Annotated in this window: 19 protein-coding genes; 10 read left to right on the plus strand and 9 right to left on the minus strand. The window is 72.9% G+C overall.

What is annotated here, in order from left to right:
* The first annotated feature begins 8 nt into the window (after positions 1-8).
* From ACQKM2_RS14945 to ACQKM2_RS14965, 5 genes are all read left to right on the plus strand, one after another.
* Positions 9-737 (plus strand): type 1 glutamine amidotransferase, encoded by a 729-nt coding sequence (locus ACQKM2_RS14945; protein WP_427709765.1) that lies wholly within the window; start codon positions 9-11, stop codon positions 735-737.
* Positions 738-973: 236 nt separating this feature from the next.
* The gene (locus ACQKM2_RS14950) at positions 974-1999 is read left to right on the plus strand and encodes a 6-phosphofructokinase (RefSeq protein WP_362463759.1); all 1026 of its coding nucleotides are present in this window, start codon (positions 974-976) and stop codon (positions 1997-1999) included.
* A gap of 91 nt (positions 2000-2090) precedes the next feature.
* Positions 2091-3047, plus strand: coding sequence for a cytochrome c oxidase assembly protein (locus tag ACQKM2_RS14955; protein WP_427709767.1), 957 nt, complete (start codon positions 2091-2093; stop codon positions 3045-3047).
* 32 nt (positions 3048-3079) lie between these two features.
* Positions 3080-3238, plus strand: a complete 159-nt coding sequence (locus ACQKM2_RS14960) for a hypothetical protein (protein ID WP_185911042.1) — start codon at positions 3080-3082, stop codon at positions 3236-3238.
* Positions 3239-3306: 68 nt separating this feature from the next.
* Complete coding sequence (locus ACQKM2_RS14965) at positions 3307-4017, plus strand: lysophospholipid acyltransferase family protein (protein WP_427709769.1); 711 nt, start codon at positions 3307-3309, stop codon at positions 4015-4017.
* A 43-nt stretch (positions 4018-4060) separates the two neighbouring features.
* On the opposite strand, the gene ACQKM2_RS14970 is transcribed toward ACQKM2_RS14965, so the two are convergent.
* From ACQKM2_RS14970 to ACQKM2_RS15005, 8 genes are all read right to left on the minus strand, one after another.
* Positions 4061-5728, minus strand: a complete 1668-nt coding sequence (locus ACQKM2_RS14970; protein WP_427709771.1) for an alpha/beta hydrolase — start codon at positions 5726-5728, stop codon at positions 4061-4063.
* 173 nt (positions 5729-5901) lie between these two features.
* Positions 5902-6687, minus strand: coding sequence for an urease accessory protein UreD (locus tag ACQKM2_RS14975; RefSeq protein ID WP_427709773.1), 786 nt, complete (start codon positions 6685-6687; stop codon positions 5902-5904).
* A complete protein-coding gene (gene ureG, locus ACQKM2_RS14980) occupies positions 6684-7379 on the minus strand; it encodes an urease accessory protein UreG (RefSeq protein WP_427709775.1) in 696 nt (231 codons plus the stop codon). Before ureG ends, ACQKM2_RS14975 begins: the two co-directional genes overlap by 4 nt.
* 39 nt (positions 7380-7418) lie before the next feature.
* Positions 7419-8093, minus strand: a complete 675-nt coding sequence (locus ACQKM2_RS14985; protein WP_427709777.1) for an urease accessory protein UreF — start codon at positions 8091-8093, stop codon at positions 7419-7421.
* Between the two features lie 49 nt (positions 8094-8142).
* Complete coding sequence (locus ACQKM2_RS14990) at positions 8143-9864, minus strand: urease subunit alpha (protein WP_427709779.1); 1722 nt, start codon at positions 9862-9864, stop codon at positions 8143-8145.
* On the minus strand, positions 9857-10168 hold the full coding sequence (locus ACQKM2_RS14995) for an urease subunit beta (RefSeq protein ID WP_362463782.1): 312 nt from the start codon (positions 10166-10168) through the stop codon (positions 9857-9859). Before ACQKM2_RS14995 ends, ACQKM2_RS14990 begins: the two co-directional genes overlap by 8 nt.
* Positions 10169-10182: 14 nt before the next feature.
* A complete protein-coding gene (locus ACQKM2_RS15000; RefSeq protein WP_361610790.1) occupies positions 10183-10485 on the minus strand; it encodes an urease subunit gamma in 303 nt (100 codons plus the stop codon).
* 306 nt (positions 10486-10791) lie between these two features.
* Positions 10792-11241: an ATP-binding protein gene (locus tag ACQKM2_RS15005; protein WP_125603067.1), complete on the minus strand. Its 450-nt coding sequence runs from the start codon at positions 11239-11241 to the stop codon at positions 10792-10794.
* Positions 11242-11438: 197 nt separating this feature from the next.
* On the opposite strand from ACQKM2_RS15005, the gene ACQKM2_RS15010 reads away from it, so the two are divergent.
* Together ACQKM2_RS15010 and ACQKM2_RS15015 are read left to right on the plus strand one after the other, a co-directional pair.
* The gene (locus ACQKM2_RS15010; protein WP_427709781.1) at positions 11439-12323 is read left to right on the plus strand and encodes a helix-turn-helix domain-containing protein; all 885 of its coding nucleotides are present in this window, start codon (positions 11439-11441) and stop codon (positions 12321-12323) included.
* Between the two features lie 14 nt (positions 12324-12337).
* Entirely contained in the window at positions 12338-12559 is a 222-nt protein-coding gene (locus ACQKM2_RS15015) for a DUF397 domain-containing protein (RefSeq protein ID WP_427709783.1), read from the plus strand.
* An 8-nt stretch (positions 12560-12567) separates the two neighbouring features.
* Here the strand turns inward: ACQKM2_RS15015 and ACQKM2_RS15020 are convergent, their stop codons facing one another.
* Complete coding sequence (locus ACQKM2_RS15020) at positions 12568-13740, minus strand: 8-amino-7-oxononanoate synthase (protein WP_427709784.1); 1173 nt, start codon at positions 13738-13740, stop codon at positions 12568-12570.
* 179 nt (positions 13741-13919) lie between these two features.
* On the opposite strand from ACQKM2_RS15020, the gene bioB reads away from it, so the two are divergent.
* From bioB to bioD, 3 genes are read left to right on the plus strand one after another with little or no spacing between them, the layout of a single operon-like run.
* On the plus strand, positions 13920-15173 hold the full coding sequence (bioB, locus tag ACQKM2_RS15025; RefSeq protein WP_427709786.1) for a biotin synthase BioB: 1254 nt from the start codon (positions 13920-13922) through the stop codon (positions 15171-15173).
* Positions 15174-15183: 10 nt separating this feature from the next.
* Complete coding sequence (locus tag ACQKM2_RS15030; protein WP_427709932.1) at positions 15184-16500, plus strand: adenosylmethionine--8-amino-7-oxononanoate transaminase; 1317 nt, start codon at positions 15184-15186, stop codon at positions 16498-16500.
* A gap of 1 nt (position 16501) precedes the next feature.
* Positions 16502-17218, plus strand: a complete 717-nt coding sequence (gene bioD / locus ACQKM2_RS15035) for a dethiobiotin synthase (RefSeq protein ID WP_427709787.1) — start codon at positions 16502-16504, stop codon at positions 17216-17218.
* Positions 17219-17251: the final 33 nt, after the last annotated feature.

Raw genomic sequence — 17251 nt, forward strand, 5'->3', positions numbered from 1 at the left:
ACAAGAGCATGAGCGACAACAGCCTGCGTCTGGTGTGGGTCTACCCCGACCTGCTCAGCACGTACGGAGACCAGGGCAACTGCCTCGTCGTGGAGCGCCGGGCGCGCCAGCGCGGCCTGGACGTGCAGCGCGTGGACGTGCGCAGCGACCAGCCGATCCCGACCTCGGGCGACATCTACCTGATCGGCGGCGGTGAGGACCGGCCGCAGCGGCTGGCCGCCGAGCGGCTGCTGCGCGACGGCGGCCTGGAGCGCGCCGTCTCGAACGGGGCGATCGTCTTCTCCGTCTGCGCCGGGTACCAGATCCTCGGCAACGAGTTCGTCAACGACATGGGCGAGCGCCAGCCGGGCCTGGGCCTGCTGGACGTGGTGACCGTGCGCGGCGAGGGCGAGCGGTGCGTCGGCGACGTCATCGCCGACATCGACCCGCGCCTGGGCCTGCCGCAGCTGACGGGCTTCGAGAACCACCAGGGCGTCACGCACCTGGGCCCGTCGGCGCGGCCGTTCGCCCGGGTGACGATGGGCCGCGGCAACGGCACCGGCGACGGCACCGAGGGCGCGTTCAACGACACCGTCTTCGGCACGTACATGCACGGCCCCGTGATGGCGCGCAACCCGCTCATCGCGGACCACCTGCTGAAGCTGGCCCTCGACGTGAACGCGCTGCCGGCCATAGACGACCGCTGGTACGACGCGCTGCGCGCGGAGCGCATGGCGGCGGCCACGCAGTCCGCGTAGGGGCGCTCGCGCGCCTGCCGCACGGCTTCCGGCCCGGATCCCCTCGGGGGTCCGGGCCGGTGTGCGTGGGGCTGGTGTGCGTTCGGTCGGTGTGCGTTCGTACGATCTTCTGTTTGTTCCGACCATCCTGTGGAGGATGGTTCAGTCCAGTGGGAAACCGCTTGTAGGGTGACGGGTAGTTCCAACCGGACGACGTGGTCCGGTCGTCGGCCCACGTTGCAAAGGTTCTTCCTGCCATGCGCATTGGTGTGCTCACTTCCGGCGGCGACTGCCCCGGCCTGAACGCCGTCATCCGCTCCGTCGTGCACCGCGCCGTCGTCGACCACGGCGACGAGGTCATCGGCTTCCACGACGGCTGGCGCGGCCTCCTGGAGTGCGACTACCGCAAGCTCGACCTGGACTCCGTCGCCGGCATCCTGGCCCGCGGCGGCACCATCCTCGGCTCCTCCCGGGTCCAGCCCGCGCACCTGCGCGACGGCGTGGAGCGGGCCCGCGGGCACGTGGCGGACCTCGGCCTGGACGCCATCATCCCGATCGGCGGCGAGGGCACCCTGAAGGCGGCCAACCTGCTCGCCCAGGGCGGCCTGCCGATCGTGGGCGTGCCGAAGACCATCGACAACGACATCTCCTCCACGGACGTCACCTTCGGCTTCGACACCGCCGTCGGGGTCGCCACCGACGCCCTGGACCGGCTGAAGACCACCGCCGAGTCCCACCAGCGCGTGATGGTCGTGGAGGTCATGGGCCGCCACACCGGCTGGATCGCCCTGCACTCGGGCATGGCGGCCGGCGCGCACGCCATCGTCGTCCCGGAGCGCCCCTTCGACATCGAGGAGCTGACGGCGATCGTCGGCGAGCGCTTCTCGGCGGGCAAGCGGTTCGCGATCGTCGTGGTCGCCGAGGGCGCCAAGCCCCTCCCCGGCACGATGGAGTACCAGGCGGGCGGCAAGGACCAGTACGGGCACGAGCGCTTCGCCGGCATCGGCAACATCCTGGCCGTCGAACTGGAACGGCGCCTGGGCAAGGAGGCCCGCCCGGTCATCCTGGGCCACGTCCAGCGCGGCGGCACGCCCACCGCCTACGACCGGGTCCTGGCCACCCGCTTCGGCTGGCACGCGGTGGAGGCGGCGCACCGCGGCGAGTTCGGCATGCTGACGGCACTGCGCGGCACCGACATCGTGATGGTCCCCCTCGCCGAGGCCACCTCGACCCTCAAGACGGTCCCGACGGACCGCTACGACGAGGCCCAGACCGTTCTGTGATGTTTCCCCCCTTCTGAGACCGCCCCCGGACGCGATCGCGTCCGGGGGCGGCACTACTGTGGTGGGGCGCCACAGTCAAGGGAGTGAAGGCATGGATCACAGCGGGCACGGCATGGACATGGACATGGACCTGCCGCCGTTCACCCTCGGGCGCGGGCTGGAGTTCTCCTTCGACGCCTTCTTCCTGTTCGGCTCGCTGCTGGGGCTCGCCCTGTACGGGTGGGGCGTGTGGCGGCTGCGCGGGCGCGGGGACTCCTGGCCGGTGGGCCGGACCGTCGCCTTCGTCACCGGCGTGCTGACGGTGATGCTGGTGATGTGCACCAAGCTGAACGACTACGGCATGGTCATGTTCAGCGTGCACATGGTCCAGCACATGGTGATCAGCATGGTCACCCCGATCCTGCTGCTGCTCGGGGCGCCGGTGACGCTGGCCCTGCGGGCGCTGCCGCCGGCGGCGCGCGGGCACAAGGGGCCGCGCGAGCTGCTCCTGATGCTGCTGCACAGCCGGTACATGCGGATCATCACCCACCCGGCCTTCACCATCCCGATGTTCATCGCGAGCCTCTACGCGCTGTACTTCACCCCGCTCTTCGACTTCCTGATGGGGAGCAGGGCGGGCCACATCGGCATGATGGTCCACTTCCTCGCCGTCGGCCTGATCTTCTTCTGGCCGATCATGGGCGTGGACCCGGGGCCGCACCGCCCCGGCTACGTCATGCGGATGCTGGAGCTGTTCGCGGGCATGCCCTTCCACGCCTTCTTCGGCATCGCGCTGATGATGGCGAGCGAGCCGATGATCAAGACGTACGCGAACCCGTCGGCCTCCCTGGACATCGACCCGCTGCTCGACCAGCAGTGGGGCGGCGGCATCGCCTGGGCCTTCAGCGAGATCCCCTCGGTGCTGGTGCTGATCGCCCTCGTCTACCAGTGGTACCACTCGGAGCAGCGGGTGGCGCGGCGCTCGGACCGGGCCGCCGACCGGGACGGCGACAAGGAGCTCGCCGCCTACAACGCGTATCTCGCCTCGCTCCAGCAGCGCGGCCAGTAGCGCGCAGCCCGCATCAGGCGCCACCATGGGGCATGACCGGATCCGTTAAGGCGATGGCCGTCACGACCTTCGCCGCTCTGGTGGCCGTCTCCACGTACTCGGTGGCGCTCGGCAGCAACGGCTGGCTGTGGTTCGGCTGGGTGGTGCTGGGGCTGCTCACGATGGGGCTGGCCGCTTCGCGCAGCGCCTGACCCTCCCGGCCCCGCGTTGACTGTCCGTAGGATGGCCGTGACATAGGGGCATCGACGGGAGCGGCCTGGTGTTCTACCACTTGCTCAAGCACGTACTGCTCGGTCCGCTGCTGCGGCTGCTGTTCCGGCCGCGGATCGAGGGGCTGGAGAACATCCCCCCGGAGGGCGCCGCGATCGTCGCGGGCAACCACCTGTCCTTCTCGGACCACTTCCTGATGCCCGCGATCCTCACGCGCCGGATCACCTTCCTCGCCAAGGCCGAGTACTTCACCGGGCCCGGCCTCAAGGGCCGGCTGACCGCCGCCTTCTTCCGCAGCGCCGGGCAGATCCCGGTGGACCGCTCCGGCAAGGACGCCGGGCAGGCGGCCCTGCGCGAGGGGCTCGCGGTGCTGTCCAGGGGCGAGCTGCTCGGGATCTACCCGGAGGGCACCCGCTCCCACGACGGGCGGCTCTACAAGGGCAAGGTCGGGGTGGCGGCCATGGCCCTGGGCGCGGGGGTGCCGGTGGTGCCGTGCGCGATGGTCGGGACCTTCGAGATCCAGCCGCCCGGCCAGAAGCTCCCGAAGATCCGACGGGTCACGATCCGCTTCGGGGCCCCGCTGGAGTTCTCCCGGTACGCGGGCATGGAGGGCGAGCGGGCCGTGCTGCGCGCCGTGACGGACGAGATCATGTACGCGGTCCTGGGCCTCTCCGGCCAGGAGTACGTGGACCGGTACGCGGCCGAGGTCAAGGCCGAGGAGGAGGAGAAGCGGAAGAAGGCCCGGCGCTCCTCGCGCTGAGCCTTCTCCCGCTCTTCTTACGGGGTGCTGCCGGGTCCGGGTCCTAGCGGACGACCGCCGGGAGCTCCTCGTTCTGCGGCAGCGCGGCGGCCGGGGCCTCCGCGAGGGACTTCGCCGCGGCCGGGGCCGGGGGCACCGGGGTGGCGTGCGGGCCGCACTTCACGTCCTGGGCGTCGACCTTGCCGGTGAGCAGGTAGGCGTCCACGCGGGTGTTGATGCAGGGGTTCACCAGGCTGGTGACGCCGTGCGAGCCGGCGTTCTGCTCGGTGATCAGGCGCGAGCCCGCCAGGCGGCGGTGCAGCTCGACGGCGCCCGCGTACGGGGTGGCCGCGTCACGCTCGGACTGGACGATCAGGACCGGGGCGATGCCGCGCTTGGCGCCGACCTCGATCGGGGTGCTCTGCTTGGACTTCCAGGTCGCGCAGGGCAGGTTCATCCACGCGTTCGACCAGGTCAGGAACGGGTACTTCTTGTGCAGCTCGGAGTTGTCCCGGTCCCACTTGGCCCAGCTGGTGGGCCACTTGGCGTCGGCGCACTCCACCGCGGTGTACACGGCGTTGCTGTTCTCGGAAGCGGCGTTGCCCTTGGTGTCGGACATGTCCGGGGCGATGGCCTCGATCAGCGGCTTCTCGTCACCGGCGGCCCAGGCGCTGAACGCCTGCGCGACCGGGACCCACGAGGAGTCGTAGTACGGGGCGCCCTGGAAGAAGCCGATCAGCTCGGCCGGGCCGACGACGCCGCCGAGCGGGTTGGCCTTGGCCTTGCCGCGCAGCTCCTGGTACTTGGCCTCGACCTTGGCGCGGGTGTCGCCGAGGTGGAAGACGGCGTCGTTCTTGGCGACCCAGTCCTGCCAGTCGTTCCAGCGCATCTGGAAGGCGACGTCCTGCTCCAGGTTGGCCTGGTACCAGATGTTGTCCGTGGCCGGGTTGACGACGCTGTCGACGATCATGCGGCGCACGTGGGTCGGGAAGAGGGTCGCGTAGACCCCGCCCAGGTAGGTGCCGTAGGAGACGCCGAGGTAGTTCAGCTTCTGCTCACCGAGGGCGGCCCGGATGACGTCCAGGTCGCGCGCGGTGTTCGGCGTGGTCATGTGCGGCAGCATCTCGCCGCTGCGCTCCTTGCAGCCGTCCGCGTACTCGGCGGCGAGCTTGCGCTGGGCGCGCTTGTCGGCCTCGCTGGACGGGACCGGGTCGGCCTTGGGGGCCTTCACGAACTCCTGCGGGTCGATGCAGGAGATCGGCGCGGAGTGGCCGACGCCGCGGGGGTCGAAGCCCACGAAGTCGTACGCCTTGGAGGTGTTGACCCACAGCGGGCTCTTGGTGGTGACCCGGCGCGGGAAGCGCATGCCGGAACCGCCCGGGCCGCCCGGGTTGTAGACGAGGGCGCCCTGGCGCTCCTCCTTGGTGCCCGTGCTGACGGCACGGTCGACGGCGAGCTCGATGGTCTTGCCGAAGGGCTTGGTGTAGTCGAGCGGGACCTTGACCCAGCCGCACTGGATCGGCTTCTCGAAGCCCCAGTCGGCAGGACAGTCCTTCCAGTCGACGCCGGCGCGCGCGGCGCGCGCGGCGGCGATCTGGACGCCGATCGCCTCGGCACCGCCGCTGTCCCGGCCGGCCGGAGCCGCCGAGGCCGGCGGCGCGAGCAGCAGGCCCGCGGCCAGCGCACCGGTGATGAGAGTGGCGGCGCTCCCCAGCGTCGCGTTGCGTATCACGTGGTTGATCCCCCTGGTCATGTGCCGCCCGGAGCGGCAGGTTTGGGACAGGGGGATCCTTTCGTCTGACCGGTACCCGGCAACAGAGCACGGTCCAGTTCTTTGCCAACCCGATAACCGGAAAGGTGTGTACCGCTGAGCGGTGTCCCATTGGCCCCGATTCTGTCCCCCCGTCACCACCCGTACATGCGCAGCGCCCCGTCGAGCAGTTCGCGCAGCCGCAGCGCGTCCGGCGCGAGGGCGGTGACGAGCACGGCGGGTCCGGCCAGCGGGGTGGCCGCCGCGAACTCCCCCAGGACGGCGGCCCGGGGCGGGTCCTGCTCGAAGCGCGGGTCGACCACCAGGAGCTGGCCGAGGGCGCGGTGGCCCGCCGTGACGGCCGGGCCGTCCCAGCCGCCCGGTGCCCCGGGACCGCACGACAGCTCCTGGTCCAGCAGGGGCCGGCCGGCCCGGGTGACGGTGAGCCGGCTGCGCAGCAGGCCGGGGGGCTCGGCGCTGCGTCCCAGCACCTGTTCCTCGCGCAGCAGGAGGCGGGCGGTGGGGGCCAGTTCGGCGCGGGTGGTGGCGCGCAGGTCGCTGCCGCGCACGGAGACGAGCGGCTCCGGCAGCCAGCGCACTTCCGCCCCGTCGGCGACCGCGATCCGCACGTCGTACCGCGCGCTCTCGCCGGTCCGGCCGGGCAGGGCCAGGGTGGCGGCCGCCGACCGCAGGGCGAGGCGGGCGCCGGGTCCCGCCTCGGCCTCCACCGCGAGGTGGTCGCCGCCGAGGGGGGCGCTCATCGCGCCGACCAGCATCACTCCCGCCTCGGCGTCCTCGCTGCGGGTGCGGCGCAGGGCGAGCGGCCCCTCCCCGGCCAGCAGGGGCAGGGCGGTGCCGCCGCGCCCGTCGGCGGCGGCGCGGATGCGGGCGGTGGCGCGGAGGGAGGCCGGGTGGGGGGCGGCGGGGGGCGCGCTGGTCACCGTACGGTCCAGGCGGCGATCCGGCCGCGCACCCAGTCGGCCACCGGGGCGACGCCTTCGGGGCCGCGCAGGGACTGGAAGGCGACGGGCAGGCCGCCGCGCTGGGCGGCGGCGTCGCGGGCCATGCGTTCCAGGTCGGAGCCGACGTGGGGGGCGAGGTCGGTCTTGTTGACGACGAGGAGGTCGGAGGTGGTGACGCCGGGGCCGCCCTTGCGGGGGATGTCGTCGCCGCCGGCCACGTCGATGACGAAGATCTGGGCGTCGACCAGGCCCCGGGAGAAGGTGGCGGTCAGGTTGTCGCCGCCGGACTCGACGAGGATCAGATCGAGGGGGGCGCTGCCCTGGAAGGCCTCCTCCAGTTCCTCCACGGCTTCCAGGTTGGCGGAGATGTCGTCGCGGATGGCGGTGTGGGGGCAGGCTCCGGTCTCGACGGCGCTGATCCGCTCGGGGGGCAGGACGGCCTCGCGGAGCAGGAACTCGGCGTCCTCGCGGGTGTAGATGTCGTTGGTGACGACGGCCATGGACAGTTCGGCGCGCAGGGCGCGGCAGAGGGCGGCGACGGTGGCGGTCTTGCCGGAGCCGACGGGTCCGCCGAGGCCCACGCGCAGGGCGCGGCGGGTGCCGTCGGCGCGCAGCGGGGCGGCGCCGTGGGTGTGGCGGTGGGGGTAGGTCACGTCGTGGTCGAGGTGCACGGCAGGTCTCCAGGGGTGAGGGGGTGGGGGCGCTCGCGCTCAGGAGGCGAAGAGGCGTACCGCCCAGTCGGCATGTGCCTCCGCCGCGATCTCCAGCAGCGGTGAGGAGGCCGCGGGCAGGACGTCCGCGCCCTCGGTGCGGGCGAGCAGGGCGGCCTCGGCCGCCCGGGCGGCCACGGCGTCCAGGTCGGGGGTGAGGCGGGCGAGGACGGCGCTCGCCTCGAAGGGGTCGAGGCCCAGCAGCCGTACCGTCGCCGTGGCCGGCCCGCTGACGCTCTCGTACGCCGCCACGTGCGCGGCGTCCGGGGCCCCGAGCCCGGCGGCCCGGGCGGCGAGGCCGAGCACCACGGGCTGGTGGGCCCCGCGCGGGAAGGCGGCGGCCAGCGCGTCGAGTTCGGCGGCGGGCCAGGTGGCGCGGGCGGCCCGCAGCAGCTGCCGGCCGAGCCGCCGCGCGGCGGCGCGCAGCGCGGGCGAGGGGGTGCGGGCGTCGGCGGCGGCGTCGAGCAGGGCCGGGTCGAGGCCGAGGGCGGCGGCCGCGGCCAGCCCGGCGGCGGTGAGCCCGGCGGTGTGCAGCCGGCCCCGGCAGAACTGCTCCAGGGTGGCGGCGTCGTGGATGCGGCCGGCCTTGCAGGCGGCTTCCGCCCCGCCGGAGTGGGCGTGCCCTCCGGCGGGGAATCGGCCGTCCGCGAGCACGAGCAGCGCGGCGAGGCTCATCGGCGGGAGCCCGTCAGCAGTCGGGAGCCCATCAGGAGTCGGGAGCCCATCAGAAGAGGAAGTATCTCTGTGCCATGGGCAGTTCGGCCGCCGGAGCCGGCTCCACCGCCTCGCCGTCGATGGTGACGGTGAAGGTGTCGGGGTCGACCTGGACCCTGGGCATGGCGTCGTTGTTGCGCATGTCGGACTTGCCGAGCTTTCGGGTGTTCTCGATGGCGGTGAACCTCTTGCCGAGGCCGAGGCGTTCGGGGAGGCCGTCGTCGAGGGCGGCCTGCGAGGTGAAGTTGAAGGAGTTGAGGGCGGGCGCGCGTCCGATGCCGCCGTACATGGGCCGGGGCAGGACCGGCTGCGGGGTGGGGATGGAGGCGTTGGCGTCGCCCATCTGCGCGTACGCGATCTGGCCGCCCTTGACGACGAGCTCGGGCTTGACGCCGAAGAAGGCGGGGGTCCACAGCACCAGGTCGGCGAGCTTGCCGACCTCGACGGAGCCGATCTCCCTGGCGAGGCCCTGGGCCACGGCGGGGTTGATCGTGTACTTGGCGACGTAGCGGCGGGCGCGGTGGTTGTCGGCGGGGCCGTCGCCGGGCAGGAAGCCGCGGCGCTGCTTCATCACGTGGGCGGTCTGCCAGGTGCGCAGCACGACCTCTCCGACGCGGCCCATGGCCTGGGAGTCGGAGGAGATGATGGAGATGGCCCCGAGGTCGTGGAGTACGTCCTCGGCGGCGATGGTGGAGGGCCGGATCCGGGACTCGGCGAAGGCGAGGTCCTCGGGGACGGCCGGGTTGAGGTGGTGGCAGACCATCAGCATGTCGAGGTGTTCCTCGACCGTGTTGAGGGTGTGCGGGCGGGTGGGGTTGGTGGAGCTGGGCAGGACGTTGGGCTCGGAGACCACGGTGATGATGTCGGGTGCGTGGCCGCCGCCCGCGCCCTCGGTGTGGTACGAGTGGATGGTCCGCCCGGCGATGGCCGCGAGGGTGTCGGCGACGAAGCCGGCCTCGTTGAGGGTGTCGGTGTGGATGGCGACCTGGGCGCCGGTCTCGTCGGCGACGGCCAGGCAGGCGTCGATGGCGGCGGGGGTGGCGCCCCAGTCCTCGTGGATCTTGAAGCCGAGTGCTCCGCCGCGCAGCTGGGAGAGCATGCCCTCGCGGGACATGGTGTTGCCCTTGCCGAGCAGGCCGATGTTGACGGGGTAGGCCTCCAGGGCCGCGAACATCCGGGCCAGGTGCCAGGGGCCGGGGGTGACGGTGGTGGCCTTGGAGCCCTCGGCGGGGCCGGTGCCGCCGCCGACGAGGGTGGTGATGCCGGAGGCGAGGGCCTCGTCGACGACCGTCGGGGAGATGAAGTGCACGTGGGCGTCGATGGCGCCGGCGGTGAGGATCTTCCCGTTGCCCGCGATGATCTCGGTCTCGGGGCCGATGACGAGTGCGGGGTCGACGCCGTCCATGGTGTCGGGGTTGCCGGCCTTGCCGATGCCGCAGATGCGGCCGTCCGCGATGCCGATGTCGGCCTTGACGACGCCCCAGTGGTCGAGGACGACCACGCCGGTGATGACCGTGTCGGGGGCGCCCTCGGCGCGCGTGGTGCGGGCCTGCCCCATGGACTCGCGGATGACCTTGCCGCCGCCGAAGACGGCCTCGTCGCCGGAGTTGCCGGGTCCGCCGCTGAGGTCCCGTTCGATCTCGACGAAAAGGGCGGTGTCGGCGAGCCGGATCCGGTCACCGGTGGTCGGCCCGAAAAGGTCGGTGTAGGCCCGGCGGGAGAGTTCAGCCATCGAGCGGCCCTCCGGTCTCGCCGCGCAGTCCGGGAACGGTGCGCAGTCCGCCGATCGGTACGAGTTCCACGGCGACGGGGATGCCCGGTTCGAAGCGGACGGCGGTGCCGGCGGCGATGTTCAGGCGCTGCCCGTGCGCGGCCCGCCGGTCGAAGTCGAGGCCGGGGTTGGCCTCGGCGAAGTGGTAGTGGGAGCCGACCTGTACGGGCCGGTCGGCGGCGTTGAGGACGGTGAGGCGGGTGACGGGGCGGCCTTCGTTGAGGCGCACCGGGCCGTCCCCGTGGACGATCTCGCCGGGGATCATGCTGCTGCTCCCCCTCAGACGATCGGGTCGTGGACGGTGACGAGCTTGGTGCCGTCGGGGAAGGTGGCCTCGACCTGGACGTCGTGGATCATCTCGGGGATGCCCTCCATGACCTCCGCCCGGGTGAGCACGGTGCGGCCGGACGCCATCAGCTCGGCCACGGTCCGCCCGTCGCGGGCCCCTTCGAGGAGGTGCGAGGTGATCAGGGCGACGGCCTCGGGGTGGTTGAGGAGCACCCCGCGCGCCCTGCGCTTCTCGGCCACGTCGGCGGCCACATGGATCAGGAGTCTCTCTTGTTCATGTGGTGTCAATTGCACCTGTATCACCCAGCTTCCGGGACATGGTCTTCGTCGCGCCGGAGCGACCGTACCGGCCGTCAACACTTTGTTGACCTGCGCTTATCCGTGCCAAGCGTCTCTTGCCCAACACAGGCCGAGCCTTTCCGCTCCCATCACCGCCGCTTTACCGGAGCGTGGGTGATCATTGGCGGAAGAGCGAGGAACATACCGTAGGGCGCGCAGTTTTCCGCCGAGTTAACCCACGTTTCGGGGAGGCACTCGGTTCGGTTCCGCCCCGGTCCCGGCGGGGCGGTTCGTATACGGCTACGGCCGGCGGCCGGCGGGTCAACAGCCCCTGAGGGTGCGCGCGGAGGCGTCGGCGGGCCAGGGCAGGGCGATCCACACGGTCTTGCCGCCGTCCTCGGTGGGCGTGACCGAGAGCCGGCCGCCGGCCTCGGCGGCGAGCCAGCGGATGATGACCATGCCGCGGCCGTTGTCCTGCTGGACGGCGGCGGGGAGCCGCTTGGGCCAGCGCGGGTGGCTGTCCGTCACTCCGACGCGCAGCCATTCCTCGCGTTCGAGGCGGACGTCGACGGTGAAGGTGGGCGACTGGCCGAAGGTGTGCTGCACGGAGTTGGTGGCGAGTTCGGAGACGATGAGCCGGACGGTGTCCGCGGTGCCCGCGTCCTCGGGCAGTCCCCAGTCGCTCAGTACCCGCGCCACGTAGCGGCGGGCGGCGGCCACCGACACCGGATCGCTCGGCAGAGTGACGGATGCTTCCAGCTGATCTGCCATGGCGACGTCCCTTTCCCACCGGGACGGAGCCGCCCCGGATCTACGCTGAGCGCCAGAGTGCCACCCATCGTGCCGCCGTTTCCGCCGTTCCCCCAAGATATGCATATATCTGTCGCTCAATGCGGTGAACTCTGCTACGGAAGAGCGTATTTGGACGGCAGACTGGTGCGAGGTGTGCCGGTGGAAGGAGAGCGGGTATGCAGCACGGTCCCGCGGTACGTCGGCGCAAACTCGGCGAGGAGCTGCGCGCCCTGCGCGACCGCTCCGGACTCACCAGCGGCGAGGTGGCCCGCATCGTCGGCTGGCACCAGTCGAAGGTCAGCCGGATCGAGACGGGCCGCAGCGGTGTGAAGACGGAGGACATCCGGCTGCTGCTGGACGCCTACGGGGACGTGGTGAGCGCCCAGCAGCGCGCACTGCTGGAGGCCCTGGGCGCCTCGGCGGCCGGCCCGGCGGCGAGCGGGGAGGCGGCGCGGGGGCGGCAGTGGTGGCACGACTACCGGGGCCTGCTCCCGCAGGAGTACCGGGACTTCATCAGCCTGGAGGCCGGTGCCCGGTCGGCGCGGACCGTCGAGCTGTCGGTGGTGCCGGGGCTGCTCCAGACGCCGGACTACGCGCGGGCGGTGACCCGGGCCGCGCTGGGCGGGCTGCCGGAGCCGAAGGTGGACGCGCTGGTGGACGTACGGCTGGCCCGGCAGGCGGTGCTGCGGTCCGATCCGCCGCTGGAGCTGAGCGCCGTGCTGGACGAGGCGGTGCTGCGCCGGCAGATCGGCGGGCCGGGGGTGATGGAGGAGCAGCTGCGGCACCTGGTGGAGGTGGCGCGGCTGCCCCAAGTGCGGCTCCAGGTGCTGCCGTTCACCGTGGGGGGCCATCTCGGCCTGACCGGACCGTTCGTAATTTTCTCATTTCCGAACATCGCCGATCTGGATGTGGTGGTGCTCGACCATTTGACGAGTAGCCTCTATCTGGAGCGGAAGGAAGACCTAGAGGCGTACAGCGCCGCGTTCCGCACCATCCAGGCGCACGCCCTCCCGCCCCGTGACTCGTCGGATCTGATCAGCTCTATCGCTGACGACGCGTAAAAGGAGGCACCCCCGTGTCCGCAACCCCCTTATCCACCAGCGGACTTCTGAACAGCGCGCGGTGGCGGCGGAGCAGCCGCAGCACCGGAATGAACAACTGCGTGGAAGCCGCCGCCCTCAGCGGCGGCCTGCTGGCCGTCCGCGACTCCAAGCGGACGGACGGCCCGGCCGTGCTCTTCACCGGGCCGGCCTGGGACGGCTTCCTCGCCTCCGTAAGGGCGGACGTGCACGTGTGACGTGACGCCTAGCGGTCCGTGGCCCCGGCCGGAGCGGTCCCGAGGACCGTGCCGACGGCCCGGCTGATCTCGTCCCCCGTGAGATCCGCCCGAGCCGTCAGCCGCAGCCGGGAGATGCCGTCCGGCACCGACGGCGGACGGAAGCACCCCACGGACAGACCTGCCTCGCGGCAGTCGGCGGCCCAGCGCAGTGCCGCCGAAGCCGACGGGGCCCGAACCGACACCACGGCCGCGTCCGGCCGGGCCGCGGTCAGGCCGGACGCGGTGAGCCGCCCGTGCAGCTCGGCGGCCACCTCCCGGACCCGGGCCGCGCGCTCCGGTTCCCGCTCCAGCAGGCGCAGGCTCGCCAGCGCCGCACCGGCGGCGGCCGGGGCCAGCCCGGTGTCGAAGATGAAGGCGCGGGCCGTGTTGACCAGGTGCCGGATGACCTTGGCCGGCCCCAGCACCGCGCCGCCCTGGCTGCCCAGTGACTTCGAGAGGGTCACCGTGGCGACCACCCCCGGCGCGCCCGCGAGCCCGGCGGCGTGCAGCGCGCCGCGGCCGCCCTCGCCCAGCACCCCCAGCCCGTGCGCGTCGTCCACGACCAGCGCGGCGCCCTCGGCCCGGCAGGCGGCGTGGTAGCCGTCGAGCGGGGCGGCGTCCCCGTCGACGGAGAAGACCGAGTCGGTCACCAGCAGCGCCCGGCCCTCGTGCCCGGCCAGGGTCTTGCGGGCCGTCTCCGGGTCGCCGTGCGGGGTGACCGCGACCTCGGCCCGCGAGAGCCGGCAGCCGTCGACGATGGAGGCGTGGTTCCCGGCGTCGGAGACCACGAGCGTGCCCCGGCCGCTGAGCGCGGTCACGGCGGCCAGGTTCGCGGCGTATCCGGACGAAAGCACCAGAGCGGACTCGAAGCCCGTGAACGCGGCGAGCTCCCGCTCCAGTTCGGCATGAAGTTCGGTCGAGCCCGTGACCAGGCGTGATCCAGTGGCACCGGCACCCCAGCGCTCGGCCGCGGCGCAGGCACCCCGTACGGTCTCCGGGTGCCGGGACAGCCCCAGGTAGTCGTTGCTCGCCAGGTCCAGCAGGGGCGAGGAGGCGGGCCTCGGGCGCAGGGTCCGCACCAGCCCCGCCTGCTCTCGGACGCGCTCCGCGCCGTCGATCCAGGCGAAGACGTCCTCGGGTTGCGGGGTGTGCTGGGTCATCGGCGGTCCTCGCGTCGCGTCTCGCGATGTGTCTCGCGTTTTGTCGGCAGTCGACAGATCTGCTCGACCCTATCCGCCGTGACGCGAGGGGCTGGTGTGGCGATCCACACACCTCCTTCCGGCCATGTTGTCCGATCTCTCCTTGGCCGGGAGTGGTCGCGTGGGACAGGATCGGGCGCATGGACCTGCTGAACACCCTGGTGGAAAAGGGACTGCGGCGCGAGCTGCCGACCCGCGAGGAGGCGCTCGCCGTACTGGCGACCTCCGACGACGAACTGCTCGACGTGGTGGCCGCTGCCGGCAAGGTGCGCCGCCAGTGGTTCGGGCGCCGCGTCAAGCTGAACTACCTGGTCAACCTGAAATCGGGGCTCTGCCCCGAGGACTGCTCGTACTGCTCCCAGCGCCTGGGGTCGAAGGCCGAGATCCTCAAGTACACGTGGCTGAAGCCCGACGAGGCCTCCAAGGCGGCCGCGGCCGGTGTCGCCGGCGGCGCCAAGCGGGTCTGCCTCGTGGCCAGCGGCCGCGGTCCGACCGACCGCGACGTCGCCCGCGTCGGCGAGACGATCGCCGCCATCAAGGAGCAGAACGAGGGCGTCGAGGTCTGCGCCTGCCTGGGCCTGCTCGCCGAGGGCCAGGCCGAGAAGCTCCGCGAGGCGGGTGCGGACGCCTACAACCACAACCTGAACACCTCCGAGGCCACGTACGGCCAGATCACCAAGACGCACACCTACGCGGACCGCGTCGACACGGTGCAGAAGGCGCACGCGGCGGGCCTGTCGGCCTGCTCCGGCCTGATCGCCGGCATGGGCGAGAGCGACGAGGACCTGGTCGACGTCGTCTACTCGCTGCGCGAGCTGGACTCGGACTCCGTCCCGGTCAACTTCCTGATCCCCTTCGAGGGCACCCCGCTGGCCAAGGAGTGGAACCTCACCCCGCAGCGCTGCCTGCGGATCCTCGCGATGGTCCGCTTCGTCTGCCCCGACGTGGAGGTCCGGATCGCCGGCGGCCGCGAGGTGCACCTGCGCTCGATGCAGCCGCTCGCGCTGAACATCGCCAACTCCATCTTCCTCGGCGACTACCTCACCAGTGAGGGCCAGGCCGGCCAGGCCGACCTCGACATGATCGCGGACGCCGGTTTCGAGGTGGAGGGCGCCGGTACGACCACCCTGCCCGCGCACCGCGCCGACGCCGCGGCGGCCGCCGCGCCCGCCGGCGGCATGTGCGGTTCCTCGGCCGGCGGCTGCGGTTCCGCGGCCGGTGCCGACGCCGGCGCCGACGCCGGGGCCCACGGCTGCGGCTCCGCCTGCGGCGGCTGCTCCGGACACGCCGCGCAGGCACCTGCGCCCGCCCAGGCGGAGGCCGGAGAGGTGCGTTCGGACCTGGTGGCGGTGCGCCGCCGCGGCGCGGGGACGGACATCGCCCCCAATGCGTGACCGGTTCCCGCTGCACGACCCGCTCGACCCCGCGTCGGACACCGCGGACCTGCTCGCCCTGGACCGGCAGCACGTCTGGCACCCGTACGGCCCGATGCCCGGGCGGCAGGAGACCCTCGTGGTCTCCTCCGCCTCGGGGGTCCGGCTGCGGCTCGCCTCCCCCGCCCAGGGGCGGGAGGAGCTGGTCGACGGCATGTCCTCGTGGTGGTCGGCGATCCACGGCTACAACCACCCGGTGCTGAACGAGGCCGCGGCCTCGCAGCTGGGCCGGATGTCGCACGTGATGTTCGGCGGGCTCACCCACGAGCCCGCCGTCCGGCTGGCCGCCCGGCTGGTGGAGATCACCCCGGCCGGGCTGGAGCACGTCTTCCTCGCCGACTCCGGGTCGGTGGCCGTCGAGGTCGCCGTCAAGATGTGCCTGCAGTACTGGCGTTCGCTGGGCCGCACCGGCAAGACCCGGCTGCTGACGTGGCGCGGCGGCTACCACGGCGACACCTGGCAGCCGATGGCCGTGTGCGACCCCGACGGCGGCATGCACGAGCTGTGGCAGGGCCACCTGCCCCGGCAGGTCTTCGCCGACGCCCCGCCCGGGGACTTCGACACCCCCGTGGACCCCGCGTACGCGGACCACCTGCGCTCGCTGGTCGCCGCGCACGCCGACGAGCTGGCCGCGGTGATCGTGGAGCCGGTGGTCCAGGGCGCGGGCGGCATGCGCTTCCACCACCCGGGCCACCTGCGGGTGCTGCGCGAACTGTGCGACGAGTACGGGGTCCTGCTGATCCTGGACGAGATCGCGACGGGCTTCGGCCGCACGGGCGCGCTCTTCGCCGCCGACCACGCGGGCATCACCCCGGACGTCATGTGCCTGGGCAAGTCCCTGACCGGCGGCTACCTCACCCTCGCGGCCACCCTGTGCACCGAGCGGATCGCCGACGGGATCTCGCAGGGCGAGGTCCCGTTGCTGGCGCACGGGCCGACCTTCATGGGCAACCCGCTCGCCACGGCCGTGGCCCTGGCCTCGATCGACCTGCTGCTCGGCCAGGACTGGGCCGGGGAGGTCAAGCGGATCGAGGCGGGCCTGCGCGAGGGCCTCGCCGAGGCCCGCGCCGTGCCCGGGGTCAAGGACGTACGCGTGCTCGGGGCCATCGGCGTGATCCAGCTCGACCACCCGGTCGACGTGTGGGCCGCCACCCGCGCGGCGGTCCGCGAGGGCGTCTGGCTGCGCCCGTTCCGCGACCTGATCTACACCATGCCCCCGTTCGTCACCGGCGACGCCGACGTGGCCCGGATCTGCCGCGCGGCCGTCGCAGCGGCGCAGGAAGGCTGAGATGTCCGTAGTCGTCGTGTCCGGTACCGGCACGGAGATCGGCAAGACGGTGGTCACCGCGGCCGTCGCGACGGCCGCCCTGGCCGCCGGGCGCTCGGTGGCGGTGCTCAAGCCCGCCCAGACCGGGGTCGGCCCGGACGAGCCCGGTGACGCCGCCGAGGTCGTACGGCTCGCCGGCCCGGCCGTGACGGCGCGGGAGCTGGCCCGCTACCCCGAGCCCCTGGCCCCGGACACCGCCGCGCGGCGCTCCGGGCTGGCGACGCTGACCCCCGCCGGGATCGCGGAGGCGGCCGCCCGGCTGGCCGCCGAGCACGACCTGGTGCTGGTGGAGGGCGCGGGCGGGCTGCTCGTGCGCTTCGACGAGGAGGGCCACACCCTGGCGGACGTCGCGCGGCTGATGGCGGCGCCGGTGCTGGTCGTGGCCCCTGCGGGGCTGGGCACGCTGAACGCCACCGACCTGACGGCCGAGGCCCTCGCGGCCCGGTCCGTCAGCGCGCTCGGGGTGGTGGTCGGCAGCTGGCCCGCCGCCCCCGACCTGGCCTCCCGGTGCAACCTCGCCGACCTCCCCAAGTCCGGGCTCCCGCTGCTGGGGGCCGTGCCGGAGGGGGCCGGCGCCCTGGAGCCCGCCGCCTTCCGCGCGGCCGCGCCGGAGTGGCTGGGCGCCCCGCTGGACGGCACCTGGTCGGCGGAGTCCTTCCTCGCCCGGTGGCCGGCCTGAAGCGGCCCGCCTGACGTGACGCGCGGCGGGCGC

The sequence above is a fragment of the Streptomyces sp. NPDC004126 genome (assembly GCF_050275515.1).
Lineage (GTDB): Bacteria > Actinomycetota > Actinomycetes > Streptomycetales > Streptomycetaceae > Streptomyces.

What these genes read in the sequence shown, in the direction of transcription:
- ACQKM2_RS14945 (WP_427709765.1), top strand. Translation starts at nt 9, where the DNA reads ATGAGCGACAACAGCCTGCGTCTGGTGTGGGTCTACCCCGACCTGCTC.
- ACQKM2_RS14950 (WP_362463759.1), top strand. Translation starts at nt 974, where the DNA reads ATGCGCATTGGTGTGCTCACTTCCGGCGGCGACTGCCCCGGCCTGAAC.
- ACQKM2_RS14955 (WP_427709767.1), top strand. Translation starts at nt 2,091, where the DNA reads ATGGATCACAGCGGGCACGGCATGGACATGGACATGGACCTGCCGCCG.
- ACQKM2_RS14960 (WP_185911042.1), top strand. Translation starts at nt 3,080, where the DNA reads ATGACCGGATCCGTTAAGGCGATGGCCGTCACGACCTTCGCCGCTCTG.
- ACQKM2_RS14985 (WP_427709777.1), bottom strand. Translation starts at nt 8,093, where the DNA reads ATGAGCCTCGCCGCGCTGCTCGTGCTCGCGGACGGCCGATTCCCCGCC.
- ACQKM2_RS14990 (WP_427709779.1), bottom strand. Translation starts at nt 9,864, where the DNA reads ATGGCTGAACTCTCCCGCCGGGCCTACACCGACCTTTTCGGGCCGACC.
- ACQKM2_RS14995 (WP_362463782.1), bottom strand. Translation starts at nt 10,168, where the DNA reads ATGATCCCCGGCGAGATCGTCCACGGGGACGGCCCGGTGCGCCTCAAC.
- ACQKM2_RS15005 (WP_125603067.1), bottom strand. Translation starts at nt 11,241, where the DNA reads ATGGCAGATCAGCTGGAAGCATCCGTCACTCTGCCGAGCGATCCGGTG.
- ACQKM2_RS15010 (WP_427709781.1), top strand. Translation starts at nt 11,439, where the DNA reads ATGCAGCACGGTCCCGCGGTACGTCGGCGCAAACTCGGCGAGGAGCTG.
- ACQKM2_RS15020 (WP_427709784.1), bottom strand. Translation starts at nt 13,740, where the DNA reads ATGACCCAGCACACCCCGCAACCCGAGGACGTCTTCGCCTGGATCGAC.
- bioB (WP_427709786.1), top strand. Translation starts at nt 13,920, where the DNA reads ATGGACCTGCTGAACACCCTGGTGGAAAAGGGACTGCGGCGCGAGCTG.
- bioD (WP_427709787.1), top strand. Translation starts at nt 16,502, where the DNA reads ATGTCCGTAGTCGTCGTGTCCGGTACCGGCACGGAGATCGGCAAGACG.